Source organism: Corynebacterium sp. A21 (genome assembly GCF_052266655.1).
Lineage (GTDB): Bacteria > Actinomycetota > Actinomycetes > Mycobacteriales > Mycobacteriaceae > Corynebacterium.
Window position 1 is genome coordinate 71,366 of the sequence record NZ_JBQPQY010000004.1, and the last position, 15,899, is coordinate 87,264.

Below are 15,899 nucleotides of genomic sequence, written 5' to 3' on the forward strand. Positions count from 1 at the left end.
TAGTTCAGCTGTATTACTTCACCACCAGGTTGACCATGCGGCCTGGAACCACGATCTGCTTGATCAGGTTCTTGCCCACCAGGTACGTGGCCACGTTGGCATCCGCCACCGCGATGGCGACGATATCCTCCTGAGCAGCGTCGGCGGCCACGGTGATCCGGGCCCGGACCTTGCCGTTGACCTGGACCGGCAGCTCGATTTCATCATCCTTGAGCCACTTCTCCTCGAAACCGGGGAAGTCCACGAAGGTGACGGTCTCATCGTGTCCGAGACGCTGCCACAGCTCTTCGGCGATATGCGGGGCAACCGGGGAGACCATGACCACCAGCGGTTCCACGGCAGCTGCCGGGACCTGCGCCGGGTAGGTCTTGGTCAGGTAGTTCACGTACTCGATGAGCTTGGCCACCACGGTGTTCACACGCAGGTGCAGGTAATCCTCCCGGACACCGGCGATGGTGCGGTGCAGCTGCTTATTGTCCGCGTCACTGAGCTCACCTGCTCCCGCGAAGACCTCACCGGTGTTCTCATCGACGATCAGGCGCCACAGGCGCTGCAGGAAGCGCTGAGCACCGACGACGTCCTTGGTGGCCCAGGGGCGGGAGGTATCCAACGGCCCCATGGACATCTCGTAGACGCGCAGGGTGTCGGCGCCGTAGTTCTCGGCGATGTCATCCGGGGCGACGGCGTTCTTCAGGGACTTGCCCATCTTGCCGTACTCCTGGTTAACCTGCTCGCCCTGGTAGAAGAACTTGCCGTCCTTCTCTTCGACCTCGGCGGCCGGGACATAGACGCCCCGGGCATCGGTGTAGGCGTAGGCCTGGATGTAGCCCTGGTTGTACAGGCGGCGGTAGGGCTCCTTGGAGGTGACGTGACCGAGGTCGAAGAGCACCTTGTGCCAGAAACGGGAGTAGAGCAGGTGTAGCACCGCATGCTCCACACCACCGACGTAGAGGTCCACGCCACCGGGGTCGCCAGCGCCGTGCTTCTCGGGGCGCGGGCCGGTCCAGTAACGCTCGTTCTCCAGGTTGCAGAACTGATCACTGTTGGCGGGATCGATATAGCGCAGCTGGTACCAGGAGGAACCGGCCCACTGCGGCATGACGTTGGTGTCGCGGGTGTACTTCTTCTTGCCTTCACCCAGGTCGAGTTCGACCTCGACCCACTCGCGGGCCTTCGCCAGCGGCGGGGAGGGCTCGGAGTCAGCGTCATTCGGGTCGAAGGAGACCGGCTTGTAGTCCTCGACCTCGGGCAGCTCAACGGGGAGCATGGATTCCGGTAGGGCGTGGGCCACACCATCTTCGTCGTAGACGATGGGGAAGGGCTCGCCCCAGTAGCGCTGGCGGGCGAAGAGCCAGTCACGCAGCTTGTACTGGATCTTTTCCTGACCCAGTCCTTCGGCGACCAACCAGGCGGTGGTCTTGGCGATGGCGTCGACCTTGGCCAGGCCGTTGATGTCCAGGCCGGATTCATTGGCGGAGTTCACGGACTCACCGGAATCGGTATAGGCCTCGACCGAGATATCGCCACCGGCGACCACCTCGATGATCGGCAGCCCGAAGGCGGTGGCGAATTCATAGTCACGGGTGTCATGGGCCGGGACGGCCATGATGGCGCCGGTGCCGTAGCCGGTGAGCACATAGTCGGCAATGAACACGGGGATCTGCTCACCGTTGACCGGGTTGGTGGCATAGGCGCCGAGGAAGACACCGGTCTTCTCCTTGTTTTCCTGGCGCTCCAGGTCAGACTTGGCGGCAATGGAAGCGCGGTAAGCGGCCACAGCCTCCGCCGGGGAGGACTGGCCGTTGGTCCAGCGCTCATCGACGCCCTCATAGGAACCGGTACCACCGGCAACCAGGGTGTCCACCAGCTCATGTTCAGGGGCCAGCACCATGTAGGTGGCACCGAACAGCGTGTCCGGGCGGGTGGTGAAGACGGTGATCTTCTCGCCCTGGGCCTGAAAATCAACCTCGGCGCCGCGGGAGCGGCCGATCCAGTTGCGCTGCATGGCCTTGACCTTGTCCGGCCAGTCCAGCAGCTCGAGGTCGTCGATAAGCCGATCTGAGTAGGCGGTGATCCGCATCATCCACTGGGAGAGGTTCTTGCGGAAGACCGGGAAGTTGCCGCGCTCGGAGCGGCCATCGCCGGTGACCTCCTCATTGGCCAGCACGGTACCCAGGCCGGGGCACCAGTTCACGGTGGAGTGGGAGCGGTAGACCAGGCGGAAGGCGTCGATGATCTCCTCGCGCGCGACCGTGTCCAGCGCCGCGAAATCACTGCCGTGCTTGTCCACGAGCTGGGCCGGGATAGCCACCTCTCCGGCTTCCAACAGCGGGTAGAGCTCCGCGATCGGCCGGGCCTTCTGCTGCTCAACATCGAACCAGGAGTTGAAGATCTGCAGGAAGATCCACTGGGTCCACTTATAGAACTCCGGGTCCGTGGTGGCCACGGATCGACGCTGATCATGGCCGAGGCCCAGGGCACCGAGCTGGCGCTTCATGTTCTCGATATTGGCCATGGTGGTGGTGCGCGGGTGGGTACCGGTCTGGATGGCGTACTGCTCGGCGGGCAGGCCGAAGGAGTCATAACCGAGGGTGTGCAGGACATTTTTGCCCAGCATGCGGTTGTAGCGGGCGAACACATCGGTGGCGATGTACCCCAGCGGGTGACCGACGTGCAGGCCAGCACCGGAAGGGTAGGGGAACATGTCCTGAACGAAGAGCTTGTCTTCCGGCAGCTCCGCACCATCGGCTGGCGCAAGATCGCCGACCGGGTTCGGCGCGTTAAAGGTGCCGTTCTCAGTCCAATAGTTCTGCCAGGTGCGCTCAAGGGAATTGGCCAGCTCCGGGGTGTACCGGTGCTCCGGGGTGGAGGTGCCTTCGCTCGGATTCGTCATGGTTAGACAGTGTAGTAGGTGGGGGAGACATCGCTGAGGTGGGCACTGGCCTGCGGTGGGGACGCTTATCGACGCCGCGAGAGCAGGGTGGGTGCGGCGGCCCGGCATGTTGGGAGGAGCTCAAACCGCTGAATCTCTACATTCAATCAATGTATGAATCTATTCATACATTCTTGCGCAATGAATCTCTTGATTGAATCATTCATACAAGTATCGCTAATCTGGAGCTATGACGGATGAAGAGTTGCTCTCCCTGATCGACGGTGGAGAAAAGATCAATGTCGAATTCAAGCGGCGTCGCAACGCAAACGATCTATCCGACCAGGAGCTCGTCGCAGCTGTAGCGTGCCTGGCAAACGGTGAAGGTGGCGTTCTCTTCATCGGCGTCGAAGATAATGGCCACATCACCGGCTGCGCACCCTGGGGCAAGGGACGGACCGACCCCAACCCCGTCAGCATCGAATCCCTCATTGCACATCACACGCTGCCACCACTGACCACCACAGCTGGAACCCTCACCGTTGACTCCCAGAAAGTTCTGTGGATTGAAGTTCCAAAATCTGGAACTCCGGTGGGAACAAGCAAAGGAATATACCGGCGCCGCACGTTCAAGCTCGATGGCACACCTGAGTGCATCGCCATGGATCCGACCTATCTCTTCAGTGCCTATAACGCCGCCAACCAGCGGGATTGGGCCCGGCTTGATGCCCGAGGGGCCCATCTGAATCAGCTGGACCCGCAGGAATTTGAGCGGTTTCGCCGACTCATCAAGAGCGGTCGCGGAGGAGATACGCTGGAAGAGCTTGCGGACGAACAGATTCTCCGGGCGCTGGGGTTCATGGACGACTCCTCCCACCCCATCAAGTTGGGAGGGATCCTCCTCTTCGGAACACCTTCAGCGATCAGCAGATGGGTTCCGAACCATGAAGTTTTGCTTCAGGTCCGAGATGGCGAAGATATCCTGCTCAATAGACGATTTACCGGCCCGCTCCTGGCAACTCTAGAAGAAGTTTCGGAGCGTTTGGATGTGTACCGCAAAGAAGAGGAAATCCCTCTCGGGCTTCTTCGTGTTTCACTGCCGAACCTGCCGGAAAGACTCATCCGCGAAGCCCTTGCGAATGCCCTAGTACATCGGGATTACACAGCTCTCGGCGGTGTCCAGATCATCCTGGATAACCAGAGCTTCACCGTGGTAAACCCCGGAGGATTTCCACGGGGAGTCACCTTCGAGTCTTTGCTGGTTGCCTCCCAGCCCCGCAGTCCCTCGCTGGCGGAATCCCTCAAACGTGCGAACCTGGTCGACCGAGCGGGACGAGGCATTCAGGTGATGTACCGAATCTTACTCAGTGCTGGAAGGGACGAACCCGACTACTCGGCGACGACAGATAACCAGGTGATCCTCAGTTTTGCGGTCGCTGGCTCAAACCGAGAGTTCGCCACCTTCGTCACCTCCTGGCAGCAGCGACATGGCGATATCGAGTTGCAGCAACTGCGGCTGCTGCAACTACTTCATGACCACAAACGCATGCCCCTTTATGAGTTGAGCGAGCTTCTCCACGAAAAAGAGCGGAAGATCCGGACAACCCTCAACCAACTTGAGGATATTGGCCTCGTTGAGATCATCGGTGGGAGAAACTCTCGCGAATTTCGTCTGGGACCTGAGTTCTTCAACACCGTCGGACGTCCGGCCGACTTCATCCGCTCCAAGGAACTGGATTCAGTCCGTGCAGGTCAACTCGTAACCACTTATGTCCAGCAGTACGGCAAGGTCACCCGCAAGGAAGTGGCAGATCTATGCGGAATGGATAGCCAAGCAGCGTACCGTTTACTCAAATCCCTCGTTGACGCTGGTGAACTCGTGCAGCACGGGACTACGCGAAGCACCTACTATACGACGGTTGATGGAGCACCTAGAGACTAAGTCGCTCACGCCATGACTGACCGGATTCAATCAATGATTGAATCTATTCATACAAGCTCGTATAACGGCTCGCTTGATTCAATCGAATCGAACCTTGATTGAATCAATTGCCCACCGTCTTCCATTAGCTTCCCTCTCCACCGCCCGGCAAGAAGGCATGGGAAGTCCCGAAATTTTCACCGGATCCAAATTTATGGTCCTCACACTACAAATCGTCAATTCAACTTTCCGGCGGTTTTCACAGTGATGAATTCACAGTGTGAATGACACTGTGAAACCTGGAATGAGATGAAGAAACAGCCCTTGACCTAGCCTTAGGTCACCATCTTCCCCAGCTTCAGCGCAGTAGCAAAGATGGAGACTTTCACAGTGAGGGTCCTCATTGTGAAAGTGAGGCACATATTCTGGCCAGATTTTCACAGTGAGGATTCGCAGTGAGGATTCCTCACTACAAACCCCATGGATTCCCAAGGCAGGGGAGCGCTCCCAACCCCAGCCGACCTGGCCTGGCCGCGGCGTCGATTAGCGCTGCTTCTGGGTCGATCAGAATTAGAATCCAGTCCCCACTCCGACATCAGCCAATTGGAAGAACTGCTCAAGGCACCAACCACAGCTCAGTGCCACGCACCTCGACCTTGAACACCTCGAGTGAACCACGGGCCGGATACTGCGTCGCCTCACCGGTTTCCAGGCAGAAGCGGCCATGATGCAGCCAGCAGTCGACTTCTCCCTTGTGCACCTTGCTCTTCGCCAGCGAGGCCCCGAGGTGCGTGCATAGATTCTCCATCGCCCGGAAGCCCGCCGCAGTGTGGAAAAGTGCGATCGGTTGCTCATGCCCGGAGACCTCCGGCGCGATGACCACCGCGGTTCCCGGCGCGACCGCTGAGACACTGGCGACTCTCACGGGTTCTTCAATCATGAATTCAGATTATGACAGAGCAGGGATCAATCCCCGAGCCTAAGACCATTCCTTTCACTGCGCGTCACCCCGAATGGCGGGACTAGGCTGGCGATCCCAGCAGGTTTTTCCCCGGAGGAGGAGGCTCGCAGTGAACCAGAATTATGATCTCATCGTCATCGGTTTCGGCAAGGCCGGTAAGACCGTTGCTATGAAGCGCTCAGCAGCGGGCGACCGGGTTGCGCTGATTGAACGCGATCCAGCGATGTACGGCGGTACCTGTATCAACATCGGCTGCGTACCCACCAAGAAACTGCTCAGCGATACCGCCAAGGGCATCCCCTTCCCCGAGGCTGTGGCAGGTCGTGACACCTTGATCGGCCAGCTCAATGCCACCAACCTCAAACTCGCCGAGAGCAAGGGTGTCACGGTAATTAACGGTGAGGCCCGGTTCAGCGGCAGCCATGAGGTCACGGTCACCGCCCCGGACAGCGAGGATCTGGTCCTCGCCGCGAAGACGATGGTCATCAACACCGGTGCCACTCCGGTCTGGCCGGAGCTGCCCGGTATCAATGGCCCCAAGGTCTACGATTCCACCACCATCCAGCACATCACCCCGACCCCGGGGCATCTGGTGATCGTCGGCGGCGGGCCGATCGGGCTGGAGTTTGCCACCTTGTTCACCGGCCAGGGCGCAGAAGTCACCATCATTGATTCCGCCGAACGCCCGCTGAAGAACTTCGACGCGGATGTCGCCCAACTCGGCACGGAACTCCTCGAAGCGCGCAACATCTCTTTCATCAATAACGCCCGCGCTGCCGGTTTCGAGGACAACGGCGAGCAGGTCACGGTGCGCTACCGCAGCGGCGAGGCTGAGCAGGAAGTGCTTGCCGACGCCGCGTTGGTCGCCATTGGCCGCCGCCCCGCCACCGCTGGGCTGGGGCTCCAGGAGGTCGGCATTGAGCTGGGTGAGCGCGGTGAGGTCAAGGTTGACCATCAACTGCGCACCTCGGTGCCGGGGGTCTACGCCGTCGGAGATGTGAAGGGCGGGCCGCAGTTCACCTATGTCTCCTATGACGATCACCGCATCGTTCTCGACCACATCGCCGGCAGTGGACTGCACTCCACCGAAGGCCGGATCATTCCCACCACCACCTTCCTGGAGCCACCGCTCTCGACGATAGGGTTGGGGGAGCAGCGGGCCCGGGATCTCGGTCACGATATCGAGGTGAGGAAGGCGCTGATCGCGGACATGCCGATCGTCCCGCGGCCGAAGATTATTGGCCAGCCGGAGGGGATGGCGAAATTCATCATCAACGCTGATTCCCAGGAGATCCTCGGTGCCACGCTGTTCTGTGCGGATTCCCAGGAGTTGATCAATACTGTGGCTATCGCCATGCGACATGGTGTCACCGCGCCTGATCTCGGCCGGGGGATCTACACCCACCCCTCCACCTCTGAGGTGTTCAACCAGCTGTTGGAGTAGCTACTGAGCCTCCCGTTCAAACACCACCAGAATGCCCTCGACCCCACCGGGCCCGATGCGACCTTTGACGTCGACCGAGGTCATCGACTTATAACGCCAGCCATCCCGGGCTTCCTTGTTGAGCAGCTTCTCCAGCTTGTCGCCGGACATCTTGCCGCCGATCCAGCCCTCACGTAATTCCACGACCTTGTATTCCATGTTCATGCCCGCCAGTCTAGGTATCGGAGTACCCGGCCGTCAGTGCTCACGATCCTCCTCAGGTCCCGGAACCTCCGCGTCGTCGAGAAGCTCCTCGCGGTCCAGGCCCGCATCGGCAAGCTTGGCCAGGTCCTTCTTCTTGCCGCGCGCGGCCCGGAATTCCGCCTCCAGCCCGGCCAGGGTGGTGCCCTCCTTCACCGCGTCAGAGACGGTGGGGTGCATGGACACCTTCTCCGCCAGTCCCGCCTTCTTCAGGGCGTTCTGGGTGGGCTGCGTGGGACGCGCGATCAGCACCGGAATGTCCTCAGCGACCAGGTGGTCGATGAGTGTGCCCATGGCCAGCACCCCGGTGTAGTCCAGGTCAGAGATCGCCGCACCGTCGAGCACCACCACCGAGTAGTCGCCTTCCGCCAGTGCCTCGTGGAGCTGCTCGATCACATAGTCGGCATCGGCGTACCAGATGGGTGCCTCGACCGACCAGACCAGCACCTCCGGGACCTGCACCGTCTCCACTCCGGCGTTGACTGGCACCCAGTGGTTGGACTGCGGGATCAGCCCCTTGCGGTAGGTCGGCGGGCGGGCCTCACGGCGGGTGCGGTCGAGCAGAGTGACCAGGGCGGCGATCGCCACTCCCGACACAATTCCGAACACGCACACCAGAATCGTCGTCCCCACCGCCATCCCGAGTTCCTTCCAGCTGTAGCGGGCGATGCGCCGTAGCTCCCGGAAGCGGATCAAGGTGACGGCGATGTGCAGCAGCACCGCTGCCAAGGCGGCTTCGGGGAGCAGCGCGAGCAGCCCGGTGGCGAAGAGCAACACCACTAGTACGACTGTGCCAGCGGTTAAGGCCGCCAGCTGGGTGTGCCCCCTCGCCTGCTGGACCAGCCGGGTCCGGGGTGGGGAAGCATTCAGCGCGAAGGATCCGGCTACGGCGGCTGCCAGGGAAGCCACACCGATGGCCCCCAGATCCCGGTCGAGAGTTTCGTGGCCCTGTCTGGTGCTCGCTTCCGTGGCCCCGGTCTGCACTGTCACCAGAATGACGATGACCAAGGCCGCGGGGAGCAGGTCCGGAGCCGAGGCCCAGGGGATCGCCGAGAAGGCCGGGACCGTCCACACTGATTCCGGTGCCTCCAGCTTTGCCACACCATGCTCCGCCAATCCGAAGACCGCAGTCACCACCGCAGCCAACGCCAGGCCGATCAAGGCGCCGGGGAGGCGGTGATTGATCAGTCCCGCACCGATGCTGATCACCAATACGCCACCACTCAAGGCGGCCACCCAGGGGTTGATCTCACCCAGGTTTGCCGCCAGCTGTGCCAGTCGCTGGGGGACATTACCTGAGGTCGAGACATCCATGCCCAGCACCGTGCTGAGCTGGGAGACGATAATGCTCAGCCCGACACCCGCCAGCAGGCCGACGGTGACGGGCCGGGAGAGGAACTGGGTGATCCAGCCGCCCCGGATCACACCGATCAGGATGAGCAGTGCGCCCACCATCAGCGAGATCAGCATCAGGGAACCCGGCTCCACGGCTGGCGCTTCACCCGGTGTTGCCAGTACTGATCCGGCGGCACCGGCCGCGAGCATCGGGGCGATGGTCGAATCCGGCCCCACCGAAAGTGTCCGGTGCCCACCGGCGAGCGCGAAGACCAGAGCACCGATGCAGAAGGCAAGTAGGCCCAGGGCGGGGGAGATGCCGACGAGCTGGGCGGCAGCCATTGACCCGGGGAGTGCGATCGCCGCCAGGGTCAGACCCACGATCAGGTCGGTGCGGTAGGAGGTACGCAGCCCGCTCAGGGTGGGCAGCCGCCAACGGCTGCCGGATTTAACATCCATAGCTTATAGGTTTACCTGAGTTTCCCCAGGTCCGGAATACTTTTGGCGAGGTCAGTGCGGAAGTGTTATCCACCATGAACCTTTCGGCATTTCACGGCACCCGGGACTAAACTCGGTGCCATGCTCAAGGGGATTCTCATGGTGGTCGGCTCCCTCAGCCTCGCGCTGGGTGCCATCGGCATCTTCCTGCCGATTCTGCCGACCACCCCCTTCCTGCTACTGGCGGCTTTCTGCTTCGCCCGCAGCTCCCAACGGCTGCACGACTACCTGGTTAATCACCGGGTCTTCGGCGTCTACCTCAGCAACTACTACCACCATGCGATGACACCGAAGCACAAGGCGCGCACGCTCGCGGCCCTGTGGTTCGGTATCTGCGTCTCGGTGTGGCTGATCGGGAGTCTCATCCCGGCGATCATCCTGCCGGTCATCGCCGGACTGGTCTCAGTCCACATTATCCGGCTCCAACCACGGCCGGAGAAGGCGCCTATCGACGCCGCGATCTAGGCAGGGTCCGTGTTGCGGATGCCCTGCCACAGCAGGCTGCCACCGAGTGTCAGCAGGCCGATGGCAAGGGTTGCCGCCCCGAGGAAGATGAGGAAGTAGAGGGCATTCGGTTCGGTCGCGCCAGCCCCGATGGATGAGAGGAAGAATCCAGCGGGCAGGAGGACCGCCGCAGCTGGAACAGCCCAGCGGGAGATGTGGCCGCGGAGGCCGCGGATCTTCGCGGCGTCGCACAGCAAGATCGACACCAGCCCGAGGATCACGAGCACTCCGGCGTGGCCGTGCCCGGCGCGGGCGAAGGTGAGTTGGAATTCGGTGGCGGGGAGGTTGCCCTGGGTGAGCTGGAGGACATATCCTCCGCCCGCTTCAATGCCGAGGATGGTGAGGATGAGGATTCCGGCGGCGATTCGGGAGGGACGGGTCAGAGTGAACATGAAGGCTCCTGGGGGTTCGGGAGATCAGGTATCAGAGTGAAGCAGTGCCAAGGCAGACGAGGATGAATCCGATCAGCTGGAGTGAACCCCGGATTGCCTGGAAGAGATCCCAGCGGCGCCGGATCATCTCGAACTCAGCTGGTGGGGTGTTGCTGCCGAGTCGCCCGGTCCAGCGGTTGATGGGGACGTTGCCGAGGATGGTCACGATCAGGGCCACGGTGAGCACGAAGGCTGCCGCTTGGAATGCCACCGGTCCCTCACGCCACGCTGCCAGGCCCGCCAGGACGGCTGCGGTAGTCATCCCGATCGGCATCACCCGGCCGTAGGTGCGCAGCAGCCCCTTTTCCATGATCAGCTGCTCTGGAAGTGATAGGCGACGGATAACGGGATGGACCAGTGCCACTGAGGCAAACTCGGCGCAGCCCACAAAACCGGTGGTCAGTAATAGGAAAAGCAGTGGCAGATCCATGGTAATTCCTTGACAGAAATAGGGTGGGGATCTCGGGTGAGCTGATCCCCACCATTGATGTGAACATCGTTCACATTCTGTGATGCTAACGTGCTCATGTGAACACTGTCAACACCAAGTCCTATCACCACGGCAACCTACGCGCGGAGATGGTACGCATCGGCGTGGAACTGGCCGCCGAGGGCGGACCCGAGGCTGTCAGTCTGCGCGAAGCCGCCCGCCGGGCCGGGGTGTCCCCCGCTGCCGCCTATCGCCATTTCTCCGATAAGGAAGGGCTTATCGAGGCCGTCCGCACCGCCGCCGCCGAGGCGCTCGGCCGGTCGATCCGAGCCGAGGTCGAGCAGGCACCGGAAAATGCCCCGGCCGAGCGGATTCTGTCCGCCGGGCGCGGCTACTTCAATTTCGCCCTGGATCAGCCACTGCTGTTCAAGTGCCTGGCCAGTGGTTTCACCCTCCCGGAGAAGAGCAGTAGAGAAAACCCCTTTGAGATGTTGCGGGACCTGGTCGGAGAGTATCTGGGCGCCACGCCAGATGCCGCCGACCGTGCTAGACAGTTCGCCGCAGCTGTCGCCCTCTGGTCCGCCGCCCACGGGATCTCGGTGCTCTGTTCCTCCGGCACCCTGCGCAAACTCACCCCGGAAAATAAGCGCGAGCTGATGGAGGAAACCCTGGCCAACGCCGTTCGGGGACTGAACCGCTGAAACACCTTGCTCCGCCGCGCGTCTCAGCGCAGTGGATCAAAGGGCTTGATCACGGGGTGTGTTTCCCCGGTGTCGATCAGCTGCGCCAGGTACTTGCCCGTCGCCGGCCCCAGCACCACACCCCACATGCCATGTCCACCGGCGACGAAGACATTCTCCGCCTTGGCCTGCCCGATCAACGGCATGCCGTCCGGAGTGACGGGACGTGAGCCCACCCACTCATCCTGGCGCTCCTCAAAGTTGATGCCGCGCATGAGTCGGCGTGCCTGGTTGATGATCGCCTCGATACGACGCGGGTAGAGCGGCTCATCGGGGCCCCGGAACTCCATGGTGCCGGCGATGCGAAAACGTCCCTGGTAGGGGGTGCAGGCCATGCGGTGGTGCGGCAGGTAGAGCGCATGTTCGGCAGGCTGCTCAGTCTCCACGGTGAAAGAGTATCCGCGTCCCGCCTGCACCGGAGTGCGCACCCCGAACTCATGGGCGAGCTTGGACAGCCAGGCACCCGTGGCGATCACGACCTTGTCGGTCTCCAGGCGGGAGGCATCAGCCAAAATCACGGCCGGTCGAGAGCCCTTGGCCACATGGGTGACCTCCACACCGCTCCGGATGATGCCACCACGTTGCTCGACCGCCTTGGCCAGAGCCGCGACATAAGGGCCCGGCTCAATGAATCGCTGCCCCTCCAGCCGGTAGGCCATCTTCACCTCATCCGAGAGCATCGGTGCCAACTCCTGTGGATCTTCCAGCCGGGTCATCTCCGCCACCTGCCCATGGCGGACCACTCCGGCGATCTCACGTTCGAACCCCTTCGCCTGAGATTCCTCCTCGAAACCGATGACGAAGGGCCCCTTGCGCACCAGTGCATCAACACCACCGAGCTCGAACTCATCGAAGGCGGCGAGTGCCACCTGATCGATCGGGGTGAGCGATGCCATGGTCTTGTCCCAGGAGCGCTGGCTGGCCTGCATCATGAAACGGGCCAGGAACAACCACAGCTTCGGATCAATGCGGAAGGGCATACTCAGCGCGGCATTGGGGTCGAACAACGCTTTGGGTCCATAACCCCAGAGACTCGGATCGGAGAGCGGGATAGTTTTCGCCGGGGCCAACCAGCCGGCGTTGCCCCAGGAGGAACCGGCGGCAACTCCCTCACGGTCGAGGACGGTTACCTCATAACCACGGTCCTGTAGGTGCCAGGCGGTGGCCAGCCCCACCATTCCGGCACCGATCACGATTGCGTTCTTCATTGACCCTCCTTGGGTACGGAAAGCTGAGCCCTGACCCCCCAATACAGCTTGGGTGGCTGCGGGGTAGCTGAGCACGAAATGCCTCTGATGTGGAGAAATGCGCTCTTCTAAGGAAAAAGCCCCAAATGATTAAAGAGCATCACTTGGGGGAGAGTGTCTCACACTCCATCTACGGTGTCAGCCATTTTTGATGATCTGGGCCACTTCCTCGCCCCAGATTGATCCTTGGCCATGAGACTTCGCAGGCGGCCGCAGAGCGGGGTACCGGGCGCAGTTAACCGTTGATCACCTGCGGCACACCCAGGCCCTTGAGGCCAGCGGCACCGAATTCAATCCCGTAGCCGGACTGTTTGATGCCGCCGAAGGGGACGCGCGGGTCCAAACCGCCGTGTGAGTTGATCCAGACCGTGCCAGCCTCAATTCGGGCGGCAACTGCACGGGCCTTCTCGCGGTCCGCCGACCACACCGAGGCGCCGAGGCCCACATCCAGCGCATTGGCCTGCGCGATCGCATCCTCCAGATCGGTGTAGCGCACGATCGGCAGGGCCGGGCCGAACTGTTCCTCGATCACCAGTGGGTTCTGCGGGTCAATATCGGCGATCAGGGTGGTGGGGAAGAAGTAGCCCGGCGCGTCATAGTCCGGGTCGCCGCCGAGTAGTACACGTGCACCAGAGTCCTTGGCGGCCGTCACCAGACGGTCCACGATATCGAACTGCATCTGGTTCTGCAGCGGGCCGAGGACATTCTTCTCATCCATGCCGACACCCATCGGCATCTGGGAGGCGACCCTGGTCAGCTCCTCACACACCTGCTCGTAGATGGAGTCGTGGACGTAGAGGCGCTTGAGGGCGGCGCAGGTTTGGCCGGTGTTGATGAAAGCACCCCAGAACAGGTCCTGCGCGATGAGGGCCGGATCAGCGTCCTCGAGCACGATGCCAGCGTCATTGCCGCCGAGTTCCAGGGTCAGCCGCTTGACGGTGGCTGCGGCGGATTCCGCGATCTTACGGCCGGTGGCGGTGGAGCCGGTGAACATGATCTTGCCGATCCGCTCATCCGTGGACAGTGCCGCGCCCACCGAGCCGTCACCGGAGACCACCTGGAGCACGCCTTCGGGCAGCACGGTGTTGAGGATCTCCACCAGGCCGAGCACGCTCAACGGGGTGTACTCGGAGGGCTTGACCACCACGGCGTTACCCATCCGCAGCGCCGGGGCGATCTGCCAGATGGTGATCATCGCCGGCCAGTTCCATGGCCCGATCGCGCCGACCACTCCGATGGGACGGTAGTTGAGCACCGCTTTGGTTTCCCCGTCATCAACGACGGTTTCCTCCGAGAGGTCGTGCGAGCAGGTCACCTGCAGCCAGGTGGCACAGGCGCCAGCCTCAAAACGGGCACCGGGACCGCTGAGCGGCTTTCCCTGCTCCCGGGAGACCAGCTCTGCCAATGCCTCGCTGGCCGCCTCCACGGCGTTGGCCGCCCGGGACAGGTACTCACAGCGCTCCTGATCGCTCAGTTTCGCCCAGTCCCGCTGCTTATCGACGGCGCGTTCAACCGCGGTGTCCAGGTCCGAAACGGTGTGTTGTGGGGCACGGCCGACAACTTCACCGGTAGCCGGATCAAGGATCTCGCGGCCAGCCTCACCTGTGTCGATGGCGGCGAGGAGGTTGGCGTAGGTGTTGAGGGTCTGGGTCATGGTTACTCCTTGGTTGAATGTAGGACTGTATTCCGCTATTGCCTAGTTCACAGTTATGTGTTCGCTAGTTTGCGCACTTGTCCAGGCACTGAGTATGCGAAAGCCGCCATATTTCATGGGAAACATGACGGCCGGGAACTAACTATTTACTGCCCCGCGTAGGGGTCTTTGATGCCGATGTACTGCACCGAGGTGTACTCCTCAATACCCTCCAAACCACCCTCACGACCCATACCCGACTGCTTCACCCCACCAAACGGGGCCGCAGCATTGGAAATCACCCCGGAATTAACCCCCACCAACCCAAACTCCAAGCCCTCAGAGACCCGGAACATCCGCGACATATCCGAGGTAAACACATAAGACGCCAACCCATACTCCGTGGCATTAGCCAACCGGATCGCCTCCTCCTCCGAAGAAAAAGTGATAATCGGAGCCACCGGGCCGAAAATCTCCTCAGCCAGGATCGCCGCATCATGGCCCACCCCAGCCAACACCGTGGGCTGGTAAAAATAACCCGCGCCCTCCCCGGCCTTACCGCCGGTGAGCACCGTCGCGCCCTCAGCGACTGCACCATCGACCAGTGCCGCCACTGAATCCCGGGCCTTGGCCTCCACCAACGGGCCCACCGTCACCCCTTCTTCCAGACCATTGCCCAGCACCAGCTGATCAATCCGGGCAGCAAACCGCCGACCGAACTCCTCCGCCACGGACTCGTGGACCAGGAAACGGTTCGCCGCGGTGCAGGCCTCACCGATATTGCGCATCTTCGCCCCCATCGCGCCCTCGATCGCCAGCTCCAGATCCGCATCCTCAAACACCAGGAAGGGGGCATTACCCCCGAGTTCCATGGAGGTGCGCAACACATTATCCGCGGCCTTCTTCAACAACTGCTGGCCCACCGGGGTGGAACCGGTAAAGGAGACCTTCCGCAGTCGCGGGTCCTCCATGATCGGGTTCGAGATCGCCGACGCGGACTTGCCCGTGACCACATTGAGCACACCCGCCGGCAACCCGGCATCCAGCATGGTCTGCGCGAAATACTGCGAGGTCAACGGAGTCAGCCGGGCGGGCTTGAGCACCATGACACAACCGGCGGCGATCGCCGGGGCGACCTTGCGGGTGGCCATGGCCAACGGGAAATTCCACGGGGTGATCAACAGGCACGGGCCCACCGGCTTGCGGGTGGTGATCATCCGCAGGTTACCCTCCGGGGTGGCACCGTAACGGCCGTAGAGGCGCACCGCTTCCTCGGAGAACCAGCGCAGGAACTCATTGCCATAGGTCACCTCGCCACGGGCCTCGGCCAGGGGCTTGCCCATCTCCAGGGTCATCAGGGTGGCAAACTCCTCCGAGCGCTCCGCCACCAGCTCGAAACCTCGGCGCAGGATCTCCGAGCGCTCCCGCGCCGGTGTGCGTGCCCAGTCGGCCTGGACCGCGCAGGCGGCATCCAGGGCAGCGATCGCATCCTCAGACGTGGCCGAGGCCAGGGTGGCGATGATCTCCCCGGTGGCGGGGTTTTCCACGGTGAAGGTCCCTCCATCGGAGGCCTCCCGCCAGGAATCACCGATCAACAAACCAGTGGGAACCTTCGCAAGCAACTCAGAAATGTTGATGGACAT

13 protein-coding genes are annotated in these 15,899 nt (G+C 62.0%); 4 read left to right on the forward strand and 9 right to left on the reverse strand.

Going from position 1 to position 15,899, the window contains the following annotated elements; translation table 11 throughout:
* Positions 1–13: 13 nt before the first annotated feature.
* The gene (gene leuS, locus ACTU46_RS08415; protein WP_443380855.1) at positions 14–2,893 is read right to left on the reverse strand and encodes a leucine--tRNA ligase; all 2,880 of its coding nucleotides are present in this window, start codon (positions 2,891–2,893) and stop codon (positions 14–16) included.
* Positions 2,894–3,122: 229 nt separating this feature from the next.
* On the opposite strand from leuS, the gene ACTU46_RS08420 reads away from it, so the two are divergent.
* Entirely contained in the window at positions 3,123–4,814 is a 1,692-nt protein-coding gene (locus ACTU46_RS08420) for an RNA-binding domain-containing protein (RefSeq protein ID WP_443380856.1), read from the forward strand.
* Positions 4,815–5,409: 595 nt separating this feature from the next.
* Here ACTU46_RS08420 and ACTU46_RS08425 read toward each other — a convergent pair.
* Complete coding sequence (locus ACTU46_RS08425; protein WP_443380858.1) at positions 5,410–5,733, reverse strand: Rieske (2Fe-2S) protein; 324 nt, start codon at positions 5,731–5,733, stop codon at positions 5,410–5,412.
* A gap of 130 nt (positions 5,734–5,863) precedes the next feature.
* On the opposite strand from ACTU46_RS08425, the gene ACTU46_RS08430 reads away from it, so the two are divergent.
* Positions 5,864–7,198 (forward strand): dihydrolipoyl dehydrogenase family protein, encoded by a 1,335-nt coding sequence (locus ACTU46_RS08430; protein WP_443380859.1) that lies wholly within the window; start codon positions 5,864–5,866, stop codon positions 7,196–7,198.
* On the opposite strand, the gene ACTU46_RS08435 is transcribed toward ACTU46_RS08430, so the two are convergent.
* Together ACTU46_RS08435 and ACTU46_RS08440 are read right to left on the reverse strand one after the other, a co-directional pair.
* The gene (locus tag ACTU46_RS08435; RefSeq protein ID WP_443381265.1) at positions 7,199–7,396 is read right to left on the reverse strand and encodes a DUF4177 domain-containing protein; all 198 of its coding nucleotides are present in this window, start codon (positions 7,394–7,396) and stop codon (positions 7,199–7,201) included.
* A gap of 39 nt (positions 7,397–7,435) precedes the next feature.
* Positions 7,436–9,232, reverse strand: coding sequence for a SulP family inorganic anion transporter (locus tag ACTU46_RS08440; protein ID WP_443380861.1), 1,797 nt, complete (start codon positions 9,230–9,232; stop codon positions 7,436–7,438).
* A gap of 120 nt (positions 9,233–9,352) precedes the next feature.
* On the opposite strand from ACTU46_RS08440, the gene ACTU46_RS08445 reads away from it, so the two are divergent.
* The gene (locus ACTU46_RS08445; protein WP_443380863.1) at positions 9,353–9,736 is read left to right on the forward strand and encodes a YbaN family protein; all 384 of its coding nucleotides are present in this window, start codon (positions 9,353–9,355) and stop codon (positions 9,734–9,736) included.
* On the opposite strand, the gene ACTU46_RS08450 is transcribed toward ACTU46_RS08445, so the two are convergent.
* Both ACTU46_RS08450 and ACTU46_RS08455 read right to left on the reverse strand, forming a co-directional pair.
* Positions 9,733–10,167, reverse strand: a complete 435-nt coding sequence (locus ACTU46_RS08450) for a hypothetical protein (RefSeq protein WP_443380865.1) — start codon at positions 10,165–10,167, stop codon at positions 9,733–9,735. The two genes, ACTU46_RS08445 and ACTU46_RS08450, sit on opposite strands and share 4 nt — an antisense overlap.
* A 31-nt stretch (positions 10,168–10,198) precedes the next feature.
* The gene (locus tag ACTU46_RS08455; RefSeq protein ID WP_443380867.1) at positions 10,199–10,636 is read right to left on the reverse strand and encodes a DUF1772 domain-containing protein; all 438 of its coding nucleotides are present in this window, start codon (positions 10,634–10,636) and stop codon (positions 10,199–10,201) included.
* 98 nt (positions 10,637–10,734) lie between these two features.
* On the opposite strand from ACTU46_RS08455, the gene ACTU46_RS08460 reads away from it, so the two are divergent.
* Positions 10,735–11,337, forward strand: coding sequence for a TetR/AcrR family transcriptional regulator (locus ACTU46_RS08460; RefSeq protein ID WP_443380869.1), 603 nt, complete (start codon positions 10,735–10,737; stop codon positions 11,335–11,337).
* Positions 11,338–11,360: 23 nt separating this feature from the next.
* Here ACTU46_RS08460 and ACTU46_RS08465 read toward each other — a convergent pair whose 3' ends face one another.
* From ACTU46_RS08465 to ACTU46_RS08475, 3 genes are all read right to left on the reverse strand, one after another.
* The gene (locus ACTU46_RS08465; RefSeq protein ID WP_443380871.1) at positions 11,361–12,584 is read right to left on the reverse strand and encodes an NAD(P)/FAD-dependent oxidoreductase; all 1,224 of its coding nucleotides are present in this window, start codon (positions 12,582–12,584) and stop codon (positions 11,361–11,363) included.
* A gap of 274 nt (positions 12,585–12,858) precedes the next feature.
* Complete coding sequence (locus ACTU46_RS08470) at positions 12,859–14,277, reverse strand: aldehyde dehydrogenase family protein (RefSeq protein ID WP_443380873.1); 1,419 nt, start codon at positions 14,275–14,277, stop codon at positions 12,859–12,861.
* Between the two features lie 146 nt (positions 14,278–14,423).
* Complete coding sequence (locus ACTU46_RS08475) at positions 14,424–15,899, reverse strand: NAD-dependent succinate-semialdehyde dehydrogenase (RefSeq protein WP_443380875.1); 1,476 nt, start codon at positions 15,897–15,899, stop codon at positions 14,424–14,426.